This window comes from Rhizobacter sp. P5_C2, assembly GCF_054049715.1.
Window position 1 is genome coordinate 35,291 of the sequence record NZ_JBFULV010000045.1, and the last position, 18,068, is coordinate 53,358.

Annotated in this window: 14 protein-coding genes and 1 pseudogene; 12 read left to right on the top strand and 3 right to left on the bottom strand. The window is 69.7% G+C overall.

Annotated features, from left to right (window positions below; translation table 11 throughout):
- Positions 1-101: 101 nt before the first annotated feature.
- From ACXJLU_RS17835 to ACXJLU_RS17865, 7 genes are all read left to right on the top strand, one after another.
- Positions 102-1,082: a potassium channel beta subunit family protein gene (locus ACXJLU_RS17835; protein WP_457333197.1), complete on the top strand. Its 981-nt coding sequence runs from the start codon at positions 102-104 to the stop codon at positions 1,080-1,082.
- A 99-nt stretch (positions 1,083-1,181) separates the two neighbouring features.
- A complete protein-coding gene (locus tag ACXJLU_RS17840) occupies positions 1,182-1,826 on the top strand; it encodes a TetR/AcrR family transcriptional regulator (protein ID WP_457333199.1) in 645 nt (214 codons plus the stop codon).
- The gene (locus tag ACXJLU_RS17845; RefSeq protein WP_457333201.1) at positions 1,823-2,779 is read left to right on the top strand and encodes an HlyD family secretion protein; all 957 of its coding nucleotides are present in this window, start codon (positions 1,823-1,825) and stop codon (positions 2,777-2,779) included. The genes ACXJLU_RS17840 and ACXJLU_RS17845 overlap by 4 nt, the downstream gene beginning before the upstream one ends.
- Positions 2,776-3,720 (top strand): ABC transporter ATP-binding protein, encoded by a 945-nt coding sequence (locus ACXJLU_RS17850; protein WP_457333203.1) that lies wholly within the window; start codon positions 2,776-2,778, stop codon positions 3,718-3,720. The genes ACXJLU_RS17845 and ACXJLU_RS17850 overlap by 4 nt, the downstream gene beginning before the upstream one ends.
- Positions 3,717-4,841, top strand: a complete 1,125-nt coding sequence (locus ACXJLU_RS17855; protein ID WP_457333205.1) for an ABC transporter permease — start codon at positions 3,717-3,719, stop codon at positions 4,839-4,841. Before ACXJLU_RS17850 ends, ACXJLU_RS17855 begins: the two co-directional genes overlap by 4 nt.
- 36 nt (positions 4,842-4,877) lie before the next feature.
- Positions 4,878-6,197: an NAD(P)/FAD-dependent oxidoreductase gene (locus tag ACXJLU_RS17860; RefSeq protein WP_457333207.1), complete on the top strand. Its 1,320-nt coding sequence runs from the start codon at positions 4,878-4,880 to the stop codon at positions 6,195-6,197.
- Between the two features lie 34 nt (positions 6,198-6,231).
- Positions 6,232-8,214, top strand: a complete 1,983-nt coding sequence (locus tag ACXJLU_RS17865; protein ID WP_457333209.1) for a tetratricopeptide repeat protein — start codon at positions 6,232-6,234, stop codon at positions 8,212-8,214.
- Here the strand turns inward: ACXJLU_RS17865 and murU are convergent.
- Positions 8,211-8,915 (bottom strand): N-acetylmuramate alpha-1-phosphate uridylyltransferase MurU, encoded by a 705-nt coding sequence (gene murU, locus ACXJLU_RS17870; protein WP_457333210.1) that lies wholly within the window; start codon positions 8,913-8,915, stop codon positions 8,211-8,213. The two genes, ACXJLU_RS17865 and murU, sit on opposite strands and share 4 nt — an antisense overlap.
- A complete protein-coding gene (speD, locus tag ACXJLU_RS17875) occupies positions 8,912-9,274 on the bottom strand; it encodes an adenosylmethionine decarboxylase (RefSeq protein ID WP_457333212.1) in 363 nt (120 codons plus the stop codon). Before speD ends, murU begins: the two co-directional genes overlap by 4 nt.
- 92 nt (positions 9,275-9,366) lie before the next feature.
- Between speD and tkt the strand changes: the two genes are divergently transcribed.
- From tkt to ACXJLU_RS17900, 5 genes are all read left to right on the top strand, one after another.
- Positions 9,367-11,424 (top strand): transketolase, encoded by a 2,058-nt coding sequence (gene tkt, locus ACXJLU_RS17880; protein WP_457333214.1) that lies wholly within the window; start codon positions 9,367-9,369, stop codon positions 11,422-11,424.
- Positions 11,424-12,422 (top strand): hypothetical protein, encoded by a 999-nt coding sequence (locus ACXJLU_RS17885; RefSeq protein ID WP_457333216.1) that lies wholly within the window; start codon positions 11,424-11,426, stop codon positions 12,420-12,422. The genes tkt and ACXJLU_RS17885 overlap by 1 nt, the downstream gene beginning before the upstream one ends.
- Before the next feature lie 63 nt (positions 12,423-12,485).
- Positions 12,486-13,484, top strand: a complete 999-nt coding sequence (gene gap, locus ACXJLU_RS17890; RefSeq protein WP_073462451.1) for a type I glyceraldehyde-3-phosphate dehydrogenase — start codon at positions 12,486-12,488, stop codon at positions 13,482-13,484.
- 204 nt (positions 13,485-13,688) lie between these two features.
- Positions 13,689-15,704, top strand: a complete 2,016-nt coding sequence (locus ACXJLU_RS17895; RefSeq protein WP_457333218.1) for a S8 family peptidase — start codon at positions 13,689-13,691, stop codon at positions 15,702-15,704.
- Between the two features lie 23 nt (positions 15,705-15,727).
- Positions 15,728-17,533: a S8 family serine peptidase gene (locus ACXJLU_RS17900; RefSeq protein WP_457333220.1), complete on the top strand. Its 1,806-nt coding sequence runs from the start codon at positions 15,728-15,730 to the stop codon at positions 17,531-17,533.
- Positions 17,534-17,591: 58 nt separating this feature from the next.
- Here the strand turns inward: ACXJLU_RS17900 and ACXJLU_RS17905 are convergent.
- Positions 17,592-18,068 (bottom strand): annotated as a pseudogene (locus tag ACXJLU_RS17905) (SPOR domain-containing protein); the annotation flags it as partial.

The window sequence follows — 18,068 nt, forward strand, 5'->3', positions numbered from 1 at the left end:
CGACGAGAGTACCCGCACTCGGGCGTGGGGGCTCGTGCGCGGTGTGCGAATCAACCGGGGGGCTGTGGCTAAGATGCCGCAATTCTTAACGAGGTGTAGCGATGAAATACCGTCGATTGGGCCGCAGCGGCCTGCAGGTCAGCGAGCTGTCGCTGGGCTCGTGGGTCACCTATCACAACCAGGTGGACACCGGCTCGGCCAAGGAAATGCTCGCGGCAGGCTTCGATGCCGGCGTCAATTTCTTCGACAACGCCGAGGCCTATGCTGCCGGCCAGAGCGAGGTGGTGATGGGCGAGGCGTTCCGCCAGCTGAAGTGGCCGCGCCTGAACTTCATCGTGTCGACCAAGTTCTTCTGGGGCCTCGACCGCGAAGGCAACACCGTCAACCGGCGCGACACGCTGAACCGCAAGTACCTGACGCAGGCGATCGACGGTTCGCTCAAGCGCATGCAGCTGGAGCACATCGACCTGGTGTACTGCCACCGGCCCGACCCGCACACGCCGATCGAGGAGACGGTCTGGGCGATGAGCGACATGATCACCCGCGGCAAGGCCTTGTACTGGGGCACCAGCGAGTGGAGCGCCGCCGAGATCCGCGCTGCGTACGACATCGCCGAGCGCCACCACCTGCACAAGCCGGTGATGGAGCAGCCGCAGTACCACCTGTTCCACCGCCAGCGCGTCGAGCAGGAGTACGCGCGCTTGTACGACGACATCGGCCTGGGCCTGACGACCTGGAGCCCGCTCGCCAGCGGCCTGCTGACCGGCAAGTACCGCAGTGGCGTGCCGCAGGGCAGCCGCGGCGCGCTCGAAGGCATGGGCTTCCTGCTGAAGGGGCTGACCGATGCGGACAAGAACGCCGCCGTCGCGAAGCTGGAGCCGATCGCCCGCGACCTGGGCGGCAACCTGGCGCAGCTGGCTGTTGCCTGGGTGAATCGCAACCCGCGCGTCAGCACGGTGATCCTGGGCGCGTCGAAGCTGTCGCAGCTGCAGGACAACCTGGGCGCGCTGGCGATCACGCCGAAGCTGACGCCGGAGGTGCTGGCGAAGATCGACGAGATCACGACGCCGTTCGCGGCTTGAGGCGACCGCGGTCTGAATCGAGAAGGGCCCTGCGGGGCCCTTTTTTTTCATTTGTTTCATCGCCTCCCGGAGGTTATTGGACGACCGTATAGTTACGCCATGCCCCGCCCTTCCCAGAACGTCGACCAGCGCCTGCTTGATGCCGGCCTCGAGCTGCTGCCGCAGACCGGTTGCGCCGGGCTGTCGGTGCGGCGGCTCACCGAGCATGCGGGCGTCAACCTGGGCATGTTTCACTACCACTTCAAGTCCAAGGACAACTTCATCCGCGCGGTGCTGCAACGCACCTACGAAGACATGTTCGCGGCGTTGACGCTGGAGGTCGAGACCGACTCCGCGGCGTCGCCGGTGCACAACCTGCGCAGCGCGGTGCGCGTGCTGGCGCACTTCGGCCGCCGGCACCGCCACCTGATGGTGCGCATCCTGGCCGACGCGATGGCCGGCGAAGCGCTGGCGCGCGAGTTCCTGCTGGCCAACCTGCCGCGCCACATCGCGGTCATCGGCCGGCTGATCGCGCAGGCGCAGCAGCGCGGCGAGTTCCGGCCCGCGCCGCCGCCGCAGGTGCTGGCCTTCATCGCCGCCGGCGTCGCATCACCGATCCTGATCGGCACCGCGATGCAGGGCGCCGGCGGCCTGCCCGAGGCCCACGCGCTGATCGACGACCACCTGCTGTCCGACGCGGCGATCGAGGCGCGCATCGACGCCGCGCTGCGCGCCTGGCTCACCCGCCCCGAGGAGACCCCATGAAGCATCTCGCGCTGTTGATGGGAATCGCGGCCGCGCTGGCCGCCTGCTCGGAGCCGCCCGCCGAAGGCTATGCCGGCTATGCGGAAGGCGACTACGTGCGCCTGTCGGCACCCGTCGCCGGCACCTTGACCAGGCTGCACCTGCAGCGCGGCGACCGCGTCGATGCGGCGGCGCCGGCCTTCGTGCTGGAGCAGGACAGCGAGCGCGCCGCGCGCGAGGAAGCCGAGTCGCGCCTGCGCGCCGCGCAGCAGCAGCTGCTCAACCTGCAGCAAGGCAGGCGGCCCGATGAACTGGCGGCGGCGCGCGCCCAGCTCGCCCAGGCGCAGGCGGCGCTCGCGCTGTCGACCGCCGAACTGGCGCGCACCGCGAAGCTGGTGGCCGAGCAGTTCAACTCGCCGGCCACGCTGGACCAGGCGCGCAGCAAGGTGGCGAGCGACCAGGCGCACGTCAACGAACTGGCGGCGCAGCTGCGCCTCGCGAACCTCGGCGCGCGCACGCCGGAGATCGCCGCCGCCGCGCAGGAGGTGAAGGCCGCGCAGGCGCAGCTCGACCAGGCGGAATGGCGCGTCGCGCAGAAGACCCAGCGCGTGCCCGCTGCCGCCGACGTGGTCGACGTGCTGTACCGCGAAGGCGAGTACGTGCCGCTGGGCGGCCCGGTGCTGACGCTGCTGCCGCCCGGCAACATCAAGGCGCGCTTCTTCGTGCCGCAGGCGGTGGTCGGCAGCTTGCGCGTCGGCCAGGCGGTGAGCCTGCGCTGCGACGGTTGCGGCGCGCCGATCGCCGCGCGGCTGAGCTTCGTCGCCCGCGAGGCGGAGTTCACGTCGCCGTTGATCTACAGCCGCGAGAACCGCGCGGCGCTGGTGTTCATGGTCGAGGCGCGGCCCGAGCCGGCCGACGCCCGCCGCCTGCATCCCGGCCAACCGCTGCAGGTGCTGCTGGGCGCCACCTCATGAGCGATGCCGCTGCCCCCGCGCTGATCGACGTGCATGGCCTGACCAAGCGCTACGGCGGCCGCACCGTCGTCGACCATGTCGACCTGCGCGTCGAGAAGGGCCGCATCCACGGCTTCCTCGGCCCCAACGGCAGCGGCAAGACGACGACGATCCGCATGCTGTGCGGGCTGCTGACGCCCGACGACGGCGGCGGCACCTGCCTGGGCCACGACATCCGCACGCAGTCGCGGCTGATCAAGCGGCAGGTCGGCTACATGACGCAGCGCTTCGGCCTCTACGAAGACCTGAGCATCGAGGAGAACCTCGACTTCGTCGCCCGCGTCTACGCGGTGCCCGACCGCCGCGCCAAGGTGACGGCCACGCTCGAGCAGCTCGGGCTCGCGACGCGGCGCACGCAGCTTGCCGGCTCGCTGTCGGGCGGCTGGAAGCAGCGCCTCGCGCTCGCTGCCTGCCTGATCCACTCGCCACAGTTGCTGCTGCTCGACGAACCCACCGCCGGTGTCGACCCGGCCGCGCGCCGCGATTTCTGGGACCAGATCCACGACCTGGCCGCGGCCGGCCTGACGGTGCTGGTGTCGACGCACTACATGGACGAGGCCGAGCGCTGCCACGAGCTCGCCTACATCGCCTACGGCAAGCTGCTGACGCAGGGCACGGTGCAGCAGGTGATCGACAGTGCCGGGCTCGTGACCTGGGCGGTGGCGGGCACGAACCTGGTGGAGGTCGGGCACCGGCTGCGCGAGGCGAAAGGCATCCGCACCGTCGCGCCATTCGGTTCGACGCTGCATGTCAGCGGCGACAACGAGCAGGCGATCCGCGACGCGCTGGCCGCGGTGAACCGCCCGGACCTGAAGGCGAACGCGATCGAGCCCAGCCTGGAGGATGTCTTCATCGCGCTGATGCAGGACGCGAAGGACAACTTCGCCACGGAGAAGTCATGAGCTGGCAGCGCTTCATCGCGATCCTGATCAAGGAGCTGCGCCAGGTGCGGCGCGACCGGCTGACCTTCGGGATGATGGTCGTCGTGCCCATCGTGCAGCTGGTGCTGTTCGGCTTCGCGATCAACAACGACCCGAAGCACCTGCCGGCAGCGATCGTCGTGCTGGACCAGAGCGAGTTCACGCGCAGCTTCGTCGCCGGGCTGGAGAACTCGCAGTACTTCCGCATCACCGAGCGCCCGGCCGGCGTCGCCGAGGCCGATGCGCTGCTGGCCACCGGCCGCGTGCAGTTCGCGCTCGTGATCCCGCCGGATTTCTCGCGCCGGCTGCAGCGCGGCGAGCGCCCGGCGATGCTGGTCGCGGCCGACGCCACCGACCCGGYGGCCACCGGCAACGCGGTCGCCGCGCTGGACCGCATCGGCCAGCGGGCGATCGGCCGCGAGCTGGTCGGGCCGCTCGCCGCGCTGCGGCCAGCCGACTCGCCGTTCGAGATCCGCGTGCAGCGCCGCTACAACCCCGAAGGCCTGACCAGCTACAACGTGATCCCGGGGCTGATCGGCGTGATCCTGACGATGACGATGGTGATGATGACCTCGCTCGCGATGACACGCGAACGCGAGCGCGGCACGATGGAGAACCTGCTGGCGACGCCGGCGCGGCCGGTCGAGGTGATGCTCGGCAAGATCGTGCCCTACATCCTGATCGGCTACGTGCAGGTGACGGTGATCCTCGCGGCCGCACGCCTGCTGTTCGATGTGCCGATGGAAGGCAGCGTGCTGCTGCTGTCGGCGGTGCTGGTGCTCTTCATCGCAGCCAACCTGGCGGTCGGCTTCACCTTCTCGACGATCGCGCGCAACCAGCTGCAGGCGATGCAGCTGACGTTCTTCTTCTTTCTGCCGTCGATGCTGCTGACCGGCTTCATGTTCCCGTTCCGCGGCATGCCGGGCTGGGCGCAGGCGATCGGCGAGGCGCTGCCGCTGACGCACTTCCTGCGCATCGTGCGCGGCATCATGCTGAAGGGCAACGGGCTGGTGGAGGTGGCGCCGCACCTGTGGCCGATCGCGCTGTTCATGGCGGTGGCCGGCACCATCGCGCTCGCAAGGTACCGCCAGACGGTCGACTGATACCCTTGGCCTGAATCAGAACAACGAAGGCTTCGCATGCAACGGATCGTGATCGTCGGTGGTGGCGCCGGTGGGTTGGCGCTGGCCACCCAGCTGGGCAAGTCGCTCGGGCGCAAGGGGCTGGCGGAGATCACGCTGGTCGACGCGGCACGCACGCACGTCTGGAAGCCGCTGCTGCACCAGCTCGCGGCCGGCAGCTTCGACACCCATGCCGAAGAGATCGAGTTCCTCGCGCAGGCGCGCGGCCACCACTTCAAGTTCCGGCTCGGCCGGCTGTCGGGCGTCGACCGTGCCGCGAAGACGGTGCAGCTGGACGCGAGCTACGACGAGGGCGGCCGCGAGATCACGCCGGCGCAGACGCTGGCCTACGACACGCTGGTGATCGCGGTCGGCAGCCAGACCAATGATTTCGGCACCACCGGCGCGGCCGAGCACACCATCAAGCTCGACAGCCCGCCGGCCGCCAAGCGCTTCAACGACCGGCTGATCAACGCCTGCATCCGCGCGCAGAGCGTGCCGCGCGCGGCCGGCAGCGGGCGCCTGACGGTGGCCATCGTCGGCGGCGGCGCCACCGGCGTCGAGCTGGCCGCCGAACTGCATGCCGCGGCGCGCGTGCTGGCGAACTACGGCTTCGACCACATCCACCCCGAGAAAGACCTGCAGATCGTGCTGGTCGAGGCGGCGCCGCGGCTGCTGTCGCAGCTGCCCGAGCGGCTGAGCGAAGCGGCGGTGCGCGAGCTGCGCAAGCTGGCGATCGAGGTGCACACCAACGAGCGCGTGGTCGAGGTGACCGCCGACAGCCTGCGGATGGCGAGCGGCAAGGTGATCGGCTCCGACCTCACGGTGTGGGCGGCCGGCGTGAAGGCGGCAGATTTCCTGCGCACGCTGGGCGCGTCGAACGGCCAGGACGCGCTGGAGACCAACAAGCTCAACCAGCTGATGGTCAACGGCAACCTGCAGACCACGCTGGATCCCGCCATCTTCGCGTTCGGCGATTGCGCGGCCTGCCAGCAGCCTGACGGCACCTGGGTGCCGCCGCGCGCGCAGGCCGCCTACCAGGAGGCGATGTACCTGGTGAAGGCGATCCCGAAGTTGCTGGCGGGCGAGACGGTGAAGCCGTTCGTGTTCAGCGACAAGGGTTCGCTGGTGTCGCTGTCGGAGTACTCGTCGGTTGGCAGCCTGATGGGCAGCCTGACGCGCGGCAGCCTGTTCATCGAGGGGCGCCTCGCGCAGTTCATGTACTGGGCGCTGCACAAGCAGCACCAGATGGCGCTGGGCGGCTTCTGGCGAATGGTGCTGGTGACCTTGTCGGAGTTTCTCGACCGGACGTATCGACCGAAAATCAAGCTGCATTGACTTCTGCTGCCCATCCCGATCGCCGGCTTGCGCCATGTTCAAGTTTCTCAAAGGCCTGGACGGCTGCGTGACGCCCGCAGCGACGCTCCCTGTGACCGATGACGACCCCGCCGCCTTGAGGCGGTCGGCCACACAGGCACTCGGCGAGGGGCGGCTGGCTGATGCGGCTCGCTTGTACCAACGCTTCGCCGAGCACGATCCGACCGATGCGGAGGTCTTCACGGCGTGGGGGCGCGCCCTCAAGGAGGCGGGCCGCAACGCCGAGGCACAGTCGGTTCTGGCCACCGCAGCCCGGCTGGCGCCGCGATCGGCAGACCCTCTCTACCTGCTGGGCGAACTGGCGCAGGCAGCGGGCCGGCCGGCGCAGGCCATCGCGTACTACCGCTCCGCGCTGCAGGCCCAACCCGGCTTTGCGCCAGCCTGCGTGCCGTTGTGCCGTTTGCTGTACGAGCAGGGCGATCTGGCCGGTGCGTCGGCGGTGATGCGCGGTGCGATCGAGTTCCACCCCGACCGTGCCGACTTCCACCTGTTCGCCGGGTACGTGACTTTTTCGCAGCAGGGACCTGCGCAGGCTGTGCAGGCCTTCGAGCGCGCGTTGGTGCTGCAGCCCGGGATGCCAACGGCCCGCTCCAACCTTGTCGTCGCGTTGGAGGCGAGCGGGGATACCCTGCGGGCGCTGGACATGACCCGCGAGATGCTGGCGGCGGAGCCGGCCCGACTGGAGTTGCGCATCGCGGTCGGGCGGCTGGCGTTCGAGGGGCGCCTGGCCGGGCTGGCGCAGGTCGTGCCGGTGCGAGCTGATGGTGGGGCGGATGCGGAGCAAGACCCCGGTGATGCCCCGCCGATGCAACTGGTGGTCGAGGGTTGGCGCGGCATCAACCACTCGTTCGCGCTGATCCACCAGCGCCAGATCCTCGAACTGCTGCGGCGACGTGATGTCGTGCTGAGCTGCCGCGACCTGCCCTTCGCGCTCGGGCACTGGAACCCGCGCACGGTGCCTGCGGGATTCGAGCCGGCCGAGCAGGCGAAGATCGACGCAGTGCCTGTGGTGCCCGAAGGTGCAGCCGCGGACGGCGTCTACCGCATCAGCTCACCGTTCGCCGCGCCGCAGCTGCACGACTCGCGAAGGACCTTCACCTACATGGTCACCGAGTGCGGCTTGACGCGAGCGAACTTCGCGGACGGCCGCATGGACATCCGCCGCTTCACGGCGGGCGGCAACCGCGTCGTCACTTCCAGCCTGTGGTCCAAGCAGCGCCTGGTCGACGAGGGGCTGGACGCCGACGACATTGACATCGTCACCTGCGGCGTCAACCGCGAGGTGTTCGCGCCGCTCGAGCCGTTGCAGCGCGCCGAATGGCGCCGCCAACTGGCTCTGCGGGAGCACGAGATCGTGTTCCTGAACCTCGGCGCGGCGTTCTGGAACAAGGGCGTCGACCTGTTGATGCTGGCTTTCGCCACGCTGCGGCAGCGTCGCCGCGATATCCGGCTGATTCTCAAGGACCAACGGGCGGTCTACGCCGTCACGACAGCCGAGAACACCCTGCGCGACCTGTCGAACCGGCATCCTGCCCTCTTCACGGCCGAAACGATCGACGCCATTGCGCTGGTTGGCAGCAATCTGTCTCAGACTCGTCTGGCCGGGCTCTATGGCGTGGCCGATGGCTATGTCTCGCCCTACCGTGCCGAGGGGTTCAACGTGCCGGTGCTGGAGGCGCTGGCCTGCGCGGTGCCGGTGATCGTGACCGACGGCGGCTCGACGGATGACTTCTGCCCGCCGACAGTGGCGACTCGCCTGCCCAGCAGGCTGCTCAGCCGCGACGGCGACGAACCGGGCCGGCCGGCACACTATCGCGAACCCGATTTCGACGCGCTGGTCGAAGCGATGTCGCGCCTTGCTGCCGGCGACGCGATCGACCGCAGTGCCTTCCGCCGGCACCTCGATCGCCTGTTGCCCACCAAGTCCTGGACGGCGGCAACGTCGCAGCTGGTGGACGCGATGCGCAGGTCGAACTAGGAGCCGTTCAAGGCGTCGAGTTGGGCGGGCGTGCCGACGTTCTCCCACGCGCCGCGCCACACCTCGGCGCTGATGCGCCGCTCGCGCATGCCGGCGAACAGCAGCGGGCCGAGCGCCGCCTTCGTGCCCGGCGCGATGCCGGCGCACAGCGACGCGCGGCACAGCGCGAGGTTGGCGTAGGTCCAGCGCAGGCCGTCGGGCCCGGCGGCGTCGGCCAACCCGAAGCCTTGGGCATCGAGCCCGAAATCACCCTTCGCATGGAACGCCGGGTTGGGCACCAGCCACAGGTGCGCCAGCAGCGACCCGGCGGCGAAGCGCGCGCCTTGCTCGGCGTCAAAGCGGAAGCCGGGGGCGTGGATGTCGCCCGAGACGACCCAGAAGCACTCGTCCGGCCGGTCGACCAGCAGCGGCAGCGCCTTCGCGATGCCGCCGGCCGTCTCCAGCGCGCCGCCGTGGTCACGGCCTTCCATCGAGTAGCGGAGGCGCAGGCCCCAGCGGCTGCCGTCGCCGAGCGCGGCCGGGATCTGATCCTCCAGCCATGCGGTGTTGATCACCACCTCGCGCACGCCGTCGCGCGCCAGCGCCTCCAGGTGCCATTCGATCAGCGGCTTGCCGTGCACCGGCAGCAAGGGCTTCGGCGTCGCATCGGTCAGCGGCCGCATGCGCTCGCCGCGGCCGGCGGCCAGGATGATGGCTTTCATTCGGTCCCTCGCAGCAGCGATTGGCGCTCCACCTGCGCCGGCTCGAACACCCCGAGCAGCGCATCGAGCAGCGCATGCGCCTTGGCCGAGTTGTCGGCCCCGAGGTTGCAGACGTAGACGTCCAGCGTCACCCCGGCCAGCTCGGGCCAGGTGTGCACCGCCAGGTGCGATTCGGCCAGCAGCACGACGCCGGTCACGCCGCCCGGCGCCGGGAAGCGGTGGAACAGCTCGCCGACCGGCTGCAGCGCGGCGGCAGCGACGGCCGCGAGGCAGCGCCGCCGCAGCGCGTCGGGCTCGGTCATCGCGGGGTTGCCGGGGGCGCAGCCGCGCAGGTCGGCGGTGAGGTGCAGGCCTTGCATCGGCAGGATTATCGGTGGCGCCTAAAATGCGCCGCTTCCGCCCCCGCGCCCCGACGCGACCGTCCCGAACCCAACCCCAGGAGCCGCCCGGCATGACTGCCCTCGCCCACGACACCACCTTGATGGCGAACGCCATCCGCGCCTTGGCGATGGACGCCGTCCAGCAGGCCAATTCCGGCCACCCGGGCGCCCCGATGGGCATGGCCGACATGGCGGTCGCACTGTGGGGCCGCCACCTGCGCCACAACCCGGCCAACCCGCACTGGGCCAACCGCGACCGCTTCGTGCTGAGCAACGGCCACGCGTCGATGATCCTGTACGCGCTGCTGCACCTGACCGGCTACGACCTGCCGATGAGCGAGCTGCGCAACTTCCGCCAGCTGCACAGCAAGACCCCCGGCCACCCCGAAGTGGGCTACACCCCGGGCGTCGAGACCACCACCGGCCCGCTCGGCCAGGGCGTCACCAACGCCGTCGGCATGGCGCTGGCCGAGAAGCTGCTGGCCAAGGAATTCAACCGCGACGGCCATGCGATCGTCGACCACCACACCTACGTGTTCCTCGGCGACGGCTGCCTGATGGAAGGCATCAGCCATGAAGCCGCCGCGCTGGCCGGCGCCTGGCGCCTGAACAAGCTGATCGCGCTGTACGACGACAACGGCATCTCGATCGACGGCAAGGTCGCGCCGTGGTTCATCGACGACACCCCGAAGCGCTTCGAGGCCTACGGCTGGAACGTGATCGCCGCCGTCGACGGCCAGGACTCGGCCGCGGTCGATGCCGCGATCACCGCAGCGAAGAAGGCCGACAAGCCGACGCTGATCTGCTGCAAGACGACCATCGGCAAGGGTTCGCCGAACCGCGGCGGCACCTCGAAGGCGCACGGCGAGGCGCTGGGCGCCGACGAGATCAAGCTGACCCGCGAAGCCCTGGGCTGGACCTGGGAGCCGTTCGTGATCCCCGAGCAGGCCTACGAGCAGTGGGACAGCCGCGCCGACGGCCTGGCCGCCGAGACCCAGTGGGTCGACGCGTTCGAGGCCTACTCGAAGGCGTTCCCGGAGCTGGCGGTCGAGTTCATCCGCCGCATGGACCACGAGCTGCCGAAGAACTTCGCGCAGACGCTGCTCGACACCGCGGTCGCCGCCAACGCCAAGGCCGAGAACGTGGCCAGCCGCAAGGCCAGCCAGATCGCGCTGGAGTCGTTCACGAAGGCCTTGCCCGAACTGCTCGGCGGCAGCGCCGACCTGACCGGCTCGAACCTGACCAACACCAGCAGCACGCCGCCGCTGCGCATGGAAGCCGACGGTTCGCCGAACGGCGGGCGCCACATCAACTACGGCGTGCGCGAGTTCGGCATGGCCGCGGTGATGAACGGCATCGCGCTGCACGGCGGCTTCATCCCGTACGGCGGCACCTTCCTGACCTTCAGCGACTACAGCCGCAACGCGATCCGCATGGCCGCGCTGATGAAGATCCGCGTGATCCACGTGTTCACGCACGACAGCATCGGCCTCGGCGAAGACGGCCCGACCCACCAGTCGGTCGAGCATGCCGCGGCGCTGCGCCTGATCCCGGGGCTGGACGTCTGGCGCCCGGCCGACACCGCCGAGACGGCCGTGGCCTGGGGCGTCGCGATCGAGAACCAGCGCCGCCCGAGCGCACTGCTGCTGTCGCGCCAGAACCTGCCGTACGCGCCGAAGGCCGAGTTCGCGGCCGGCCACCCGCAGGCGGCGATCGACACCATCGCGAAGGGCGGCTATGTGCTGGCCGAGCCGAGCGAGGTGGGCCTGAAGAAGAAGGCGCAGGCGGTGATCATCGCCACCGGCTCCGAGGTGCAACTCGCACTGCATGCGCAGCAGCTGCTCGCGAAGCCCGAGAACGGCGGCATCGCGGTGCGCGTGGTCAGCATGCCCAGCACCTCGGTGTTCGACCGCCAGGCCCCCGCCTACAAGACCAGCGTGCTGCCGCAAGGCGTGCCGCGCATCGCGGTCGAGATGGGCGTCAGCGACGGCTGGTGGAAGTACGGCTGCGCCGCGGTGGTCGGCATCGACACCTTCGGCGAATCGGCCCCGGCCCCGGTGCTGTTCAAGCACTTCCATTTCACGCCGGAGAACGTGGCCGACACCGTGCGTGTCGTGCTGGGACGCTGATGAGACGGACGCTGGCCGGGCTGCTGCTCGGCCTGCTCGCATCCTGGGCGGCAAATGCGGCCTCGGCCGCGCCCGAGGGCTTCATGGTGCAGCCGGACACGGCTGCGCTCAAATGCCTGACGCCTGCTCCCGCCGATCGCAAGCCGATCGCGTATCCGGACGATGCGAGGCGCCTGCAAAGCGGTGGATTCGTGCGTGTGAACCTGGAGTTCCGCCATCCCGACAAGCCGCCCCGGACCACCCTCGTGAACCATGCGGGGATGAAGTCCTTCAACGACGCGGTGGAAGCGTACGTTGCCGCCTATCGGCTGCCCTGTCTGCGCGAGGAATCGGGCACCGTGACAGCGACGCAGGATTTCGAGTTCACGCTGGACGACGGCCAGCCGGTCGCCTGGCATCCGCTGCGGCAGGTGCCGCTCGACATCGAGTCGGACAACTGCAGGCCACGCTTTCCCATCCTTCCCCAATTCCCCCGGGCGGCGCTGAATGACGGTGCCGATCACGCGATGCTGCTGTTGCGGATGAAGTTTCGCGGCCCCACCGAGCCCCCTGCGGTGTCGGTGCTCTACCGCGATGCTGCACCGACGTTCGTGGCCGCGGCCACCCGGTGGGCCTCGGGGGTTCGAATGCCCTGCCTGAGGGAAGACCAGGTCGTCACCACGGCACAGTCCTTCCGGTTTCAATGGGACGACGACAACGGCCTTGTCTTCAAGGACTTGGGCTTGCAGCAGCTCATGCGGGTCATCGACAAGCTCGACGAGCACCACGTCTTCTTCGACTTCAACACGATGGGCTGTCCTTTCAACGTCCGCCTTCAGCTGTACCAGCCGGCGATGGAGAACCGGGTCGGCGAAATCGGGACCAGCGACCCGCGGCGCGCGGCGTTCCTCGAATGGATGAGCCGCATTTCCCTCAAGCTGCCTGCCAAGGCGCTGAGCCAGGTCCTCGGTTCGTCGATGACGGTCTCGGTGCCCTGTACCCAGCTTGATCTCCGCTGAACGTCCCGAACGGCGACAATGGCCCCCACGTTTTTTCGCAAGCGCTAACTGGAGAGACAGACCATGACCATCAAGATCGGCATCAACGGCTTCGGCCGCATCGGGCGCATGGTGTTCCGCGCGGCCGTCCAGAACTTCAAGGACATCGAGGTCGTCGCGATCAACGACCTGCTCGAGCCCGACTACCTCGCCTACATGCTGCAGTACGACTCGGTGCACGGCCGCTTCGACGGCACGGTGGCGGTCGACGGCAACACGCTGATCGTCAACGGCAAGAAGATCCGCCTGAGCGCCGTGAAGGACCCGGCCGAACTGAAGTGGGGCGAGGTCGGCGCCGACATCATCGTCGAGGGCACCGGCATCTTCCTGACCAAGGAGACCGCGTCCAAGCACATCGCCGCCGGCGGCAAGAAGGTCGTGATGACCGGCCCGTCGAAGGACGACACGCCGATGTTCGTGTTCGGCGTCAACGACAAGACCTACAAGGGCGAGGACATCATCTCCAACGCCTCGTGCACCACCAACTGCCTGGCCCCGCTCGCCAAGGTGCTGAACGACAAGTGGGGCATCAAGCGCGGCCTGATGACCACGGTGCACGCCACCACCGCGACGCAGAAGACCGTCGACGGCCCGAGCAACAAGGACTGGCGCGGCGGTCGCGGCATCCTCGAGAACATCATCCCGTCGTCGACCGGCGCGGCCAAGGCCGTCGGCGTCGTGATCCCCGAGCTGAACAAGAAGATCACCGGCATGTCGTTCCGCGTGCCGACCTCCGACGTCTCGGTGGTCGACCTGACGGTCGAGCTGAACAAGGAAGCGACCTACAAGGAGATCTGCGCCGAGTTCAAGGCGCAGTCCGAAGGCGCGCTGAAGGGCATCCTCGGCTACACCGAGGACAAGGTCGTCGCGACCGACTTCCGCGGCGATGCCCGCACCTCGATCTTCGACGCCGATGCCGGTATCGCGCTCGACAGCACCTTCGTGAAGCTGGTGGCCTGGTACGACAACGAATGGGGCTACTCGAACAAGGTGCTCGAGATGGTCCGCGTGATTTCGAAGTGAACGTCGGCTGCCGCAGCGCAGCACGACCGCCAAGGCCTCCCCTGGGAGGCCTTTTTCATGGGCAGGCCGCCGATCCGTTGCATCTGCACGGTCCGTGAAACTGAGTTGTCTCCAAGCGTGTCAGCCGATGTCCGGTTCACCCCTGGACACAGGGCCACTGCCTACACTGGCCGCTTCGGGCCGCCGGCCCCTCCTGGGCGTTCCATGAAGCGTTTCATCTTCTCCTGCCTCGCGTCCTTGTTGGCCCTGGCGCTCGCGCCGGCCGCATCGGCCGCCGAACAGGCGCCCACCGTGCGCAAGATCCCCGCCGAGCTGCAGGCGCGGGTCATCGTCAAGTTCAAGGCCGATTCGAGTGCGATGCGGGCGCTGTCGGTCGCCGGCGGCAGCGCGCAGGCCGCGCCGCAACAGGCGCAGACGCTGTCGCAGCGGCTCGGCCTCGCGCTCAGCGACGGCCACGCGCTGACTTCGCGCAGCCAGGTCGTGAAGGCGAATGGGCTCAGCTCGGCCGACCTGGCGGCTCGCCTGTCGGCGCTGTCGGATGTCGAGTACGCGGTGCCGGACGGCCGCCGCCGCGCGTTCGCGGCGCCGAACGATCCGCTGTACGCCGGCGGCGCGAGCGTGTCGCCGACCGTCGGCCAGTGGTACCTGCGTGCATCGACCAGCAGCGTGGTGTCGGCGATCAATGCCGAGACGGCCTGGGCGATCACCACTGGCAGCAGCAGCGTCGTCGTCGCGGTGCTGGACACCGGCATCCGCCCCGACCACCCCGAGCTCACCAACAAGCTGCTGCCCGGCTACGACTTCGTCAGCGATGCGGCGACCGCGAACGACGGCAACGGCCGCGACAACGACCCGAGCGACCCCGGCGACTGGATCACGTCGGCCGAGGACGCCAGCGGTGACTTCGCCGGCTGCGGCGCCGAAGGCAGCAGCTGGCACGGTACGCAGACGGCCGGCCTGGTCGGCGCATCGACCAACAACGGCAGCGGCATGGCCAGCATCGGGCGCGACGTGAAGCTGCTGCCGGTGCGCGTGCTCGGCAAGTGCGGCGGCGACGACAGCGACATCATCGCGGCGATGCGCTGGGCCGCCGGCTTCACGGTGTCCGGCGTGCCGGTCAACACCAACCCGGCCAAGGTGCTGAGCCTGAGCCTCGGCGGGTCGGGCACCTGCTCGCAGGCCTACAAGGACGCAATCACCGAACTGACCGCTGCCGGCGTCGTCGTCGTCGCGGCGGCCGGCAACGACGGCCTGGCGGTCAACGTGCCGGCCAACTGCCCCGGCGTCGTCGGCGTGGCCGGCGTGCGCCACACCGGCAGCAAGGTCGGCTTCTCGAGCCTCGGGCCGGAGCTGACGATCGCCGCGCCCGCCGGCAACTGCGTCAACACCAGCGGCGCGTGTCTCTATCCGATCCTGACGACCACCAACACCGGCAGCACCACGCCGGGCACCAGCACCTACACCGACAGCGCCAACCCGTCGCTCGGCACCAGTTTCTCGACACCGCTGGTGGCCGGCACGCTCGGCCTGATGTTCTCGGCCGACCCGGCGCTGACGCCGGCCCAGGCGATCAGCGTGCTGAAGAGCACCGCGCGCGCGTTCCCGACCACCGGCGCGGGCACCGGCGTGGTCGCCTGCCACGCGCCGACATCGGTCGCGCAGAGCGCCGAGTGCTACTGCACGAAGACCACTTGCGGCGCCGGCCTGCTGGACGCCGGCGCGGCGGTGGCGGCCGTGGCCCAGGTGGTGGCCCGCATCGACGCCGGTTCGAGCAGCACGACGGTCGGCTCCTCGATCACGCTCAGTGGCAGCGGCTCGTCGGCCGCGGTGGGCCATGCGATCACCGGCTACCAGTGGGCGCTGACCGCCGGCAGCGGCATCGCCAGCTTCACCAGCGCGACCAATGCCGCGACCGCGACGGTCGCGACAACGGCGGCCGGCAGCTTCACCGTGAGCCTGACCGTCACCGACGATGCGGCGCACCTGGCGACCAGCACTGCCTCGGTCGCCGTGACCGCGGCCTCGACGCCGACCGACCCCACGACTCCCACCACGCCGACGACCCCGACCGCCTCCAGCGGCGACAGCGGCGGCGGTGGCGCCCTCGGCTGGCCGTGGCTGGCCGGCCTGCTGGCGGCGGTGCTGGCGCTGCAACGGTCGCGCGTGCGGGCCCGCCGCCAGACCCTTGCACACAACTCGACGCCTCGCCTTGGGGCATGATCTCCGCTCGACGGAGACACCCCATGCGCCACTTTCTGACACTCCCCTGCGCCCTCGCGGTGCTCGGGGCCCTGGCCGCCGGCCACGCCGCTGCCGCCTCGCCTCAGCCGGACCGGTCCCTGACAGCCGCATCGAAAGCGCCGCGCGCGCTCGGGCTGCTGGTCAAGCTGAAGGATGCGCCGTCGCACGAACAGGCCGCGGCCCTCGGCACCACGAAGGCGGGCACCGAACGGCTGCAGGGCGTGATGCGGACCGCCGGCCTCGCCGCGCTGAAGATCTCGCCGAACGGTCGCGCGGCGCAGCGGGTGGATTTCGACCACGTGCTGTCGGCCGGCGAAGCGGCCACGCTGGCTGCCAAGCTCCGTGCGCAGCCGGAGGTCGAGTGGGTCGTCCCGAATGACCTGGAGCGCCGGCTGGCGCTGCCGATCGACCCGCTCTTCCCGAAGACTGCCGGCACCACCGGACAGTGGTGGCTGCAACCGGTCAGCGGCTCGAACGCCAACGCGGCGAGCGACCGCATGCGGGGCGTGCCCGGCGTGCAGGGCGCGTGGGACACGACGACCGGCAACGCCGCGGTCACGATCGCGATCCTCGATTCGGGCGTCACGACGCACCCCGACCTGTCGGCCGCGCGCTACTGGCCGGGCCGCGATTTCGTCTCGGAACTCGCGTATTCGAACGATGGCAACGGCTGGGACACCGACCCGAGCGATCCGGGCGACTGGGTCACGCAAGCCGACCTCAGCAGCCCGGACTTCGCCGGCTGCGGCGTCGAGACCAGCTCGTGGCACGGCACCACCACGGCCGGCATCGCCGCCGCAGCCAGCAACGACGGCGTTGGCGTGGCCGGCGTCAACTGGACCAGCCGCGTGCTGCCGGTGCGCATCTCCGGCAAGTGCGGCGCGACGGTCGGCGACATCGTCGACGGCATGCGCTGGGCCGCCGGCCTGCAGGTGCTCGACGGCAGCAACAACACGATCCCCGTCAACCCGCACCCGGCCCGCGTGATCAACCTGAGCTTCGGTGGCAGCAACCCGTGCAATCAGGCGTACCAGAGCGCCATCGACGATGTGGCCGCGGTGAAGACCGTCGTCGTCGCGCCGGCCGGCAATGAAAGCGGTGGCGTGACGCGCCCGGCCAACTGCAGCGGCGTGGTCGGCGTTGCCGCGGTGAACCGCGACGGCTTCAAGGCCAGCTACTCGAACTTCGGCCCGAGCATCCAGATCGCGACAGTCGGTGGCGACACCTCGCAGATCGGCAATTGGGGCAGCACGGTCAACGACGACGGTCTGCTGACGATCAGCAACGACGGCACCAGCATGCCCGGCAACGGGAACTATGTGCACGTGTTCGGCACCAGCTTCTCGACCCCGCTGGTGTCCGGCGTGCTGAGCCTGATGGTCAGCGTCAACCCGAACCTGACGACCGCGCAGTTGATCGACGGGCTCAAGCGCAGTTCGCGGCCGCACGTCACGTCGCCGGTGGTCGGAGCCTGCGCGAATTCGAACCCGGGGCGCTGCATCTGCACGACAAGCACCTGCGGCGCCGGCTTGATGGATGCGGCGCAGGCGCTGGTGTATGCGGCGAACCCGACCGGCTACACCGCGCCGAACTGGTCGTCGGTGGTGATCGACACGCCGGCACTGCGGGCTGCGGCGGCGCAGGGGCAGGATCTGGCGGCGAATGGGGGGAGCGACAACCCGGGCAATCCGAACGATCCGCCGATCAACCCGCCGGGCGACAGCGGTGGCGGTGCGCTGGGGTTCGGTTGGCTGTTGGGGCTGCTGGCGGCGGTGGCCGCGCTGCGGCGCAAACACCATTCGGCCTGAACACCGCTCGCCCTGAGCTTGTCGAAGGGTCGGGCCGAGCCTGTCGAAGGGTCGGGGCTTATTTCGAACAGCTGCCGAAGGGCCGCCCCAGCAGCGCGTCGGACTTCAGCGCCATCACCTGCGCCCACAGCGCGTCGTCGGCGCGCGGGATGCGCAGCGCGTGGCTCACGCCGGGTGCCGACAACTGCGCGACACGGGCGGTGCGCACGCCGCGCTGCGTCAACTCGGTCAGCGCCTTCTCGGCCGAATCCTTGTTGTCGAAGCGGCCGAGCGACAGGCCGACCTCGAACTCGGGCGCGTTGCGCAGCTCCTCGTACGGCACCTTCATCCGCTTGAGCTCGTCTTCCTTCTTCTGCAGGCCTTCGCGGTTCGGGTACCTGCCCATGTAGACCATCCAGACCGCCGGCAGCTCGTTCTTCACGCTGCTCCAGCTGCCGGGGGGCAGCGTGGCCTGCAGCGCCGCCTCGGCGGTGCCGATCTGCGCCGGCGTGTACGGGCCGGCCTCCAGGCAGGCCAGCGCCGGCTCGCCGGAGCC